The 1,044-nt window shown below is 35.2% G+C and carries 1 pseudogene; it reads left to right on the top strand.

What is annotated here, in order from left to right:
- A pseudogene (locus tag IQ242_RS25555) lies at nucleotides 1-687 on the top strand (IS630 family transposase); the annotation flags it as partial.
- Nucleotides 688-1,044 lie beyond the last annotated feature (357 nt).

Below are 1,044 nucleotides of genomic sequence, written 5' to 3'. Positions count from 1 at the left end.
ACCCAAGTGAGGAAATTCTTAAAATCCTTGGTAATGAAATGTTTAAAAGTAGGTTCTCTTCCTTCTAAAGCTAACCCAGATGAACAAGAAGACTACAAAGAAAAAAAGCTAGAACCAAGACTAAATGAGGCTAAAGAAGGAAAAAGGACTGTTTTTTTTGTTGATGCCGCTCACTTTGTCATGGGAGCATTTCTCGGTTTTGTTTGGTGTTTTGAGAGACTTTTTGTTAAGTCACCGATTGGGCGTAAACGCTTCAATGTTTGAGGACCATTAAATGCAATAACTCATGAAGTTATTCTGGTAACATATGACAATTATATTACAGCAACTTAAGTCTGTGAACTCACGTCAAAAATAGCTGCTTTAGGACTAATAATTCCCATCACTCTAGTCTTAGATAATGCCCGCTATCAAAAATGTAAAATTGTTGAATAATTGGCTCTTTCTTTGTCAATAGAGCTACTCTATCTGCCGTCTTATTCACCTAATCTAAATTTAATTGAAAGGCTGGGGAAATTTGTCAAAAATAAATGTTTATATGGTAAATATTATGAAAACTTTTCTGACTTTTCTTCAGCTATTTATGAATGTCTGAATGATGCCCATCTGAAACATAAAAAAGAACTGGATTCCTTGCTGACTCTACGATTTCAGAAGTTTAATAAATCTCAGATTATGAACGTCTAAAGTATAGATACAATTATAATCATTTCAATTAAGATTGAGAATATCAATGCCAGAGTCCATAAGAGTTTAACTGGTCTAGAGTGTATCAGACTTATCTGAAATGACTATAATTACACATATCTAACTACCTCTTGCATGAGTGCATGAGTTCCTATCCTCAGCCAGAAATTGATTTTGTCCGATTTTACTGTCCGGGGTCTGTAGGGTTGATTCATGAATCAACCCTACCCCACCAGAAATTGATTTTGTCCGATTTTACTGTGCGGGGGGAATAACTTCTAAGGGAATACTTTCAGTTTCTCCATCTTTAGATGGATTGACATCGGGACTTTTTTCTGCATCTGGAGTTTTTTCCAC

The organism is Microcystis sp. LEGE 08355 (assembly GCF_015207185.1).
Taxonomy (GTDB): Bacteria; Cyanobacteriota; Cyanobacteriia; order Cyanobacteriales; family Microcystaceae; genus Microcystis; species Microcystis panniformis.
Note: the sequence above shows the minus strand (reverse complement) of the source record. Positions and strands in the feature narration are given on the sequence as shown.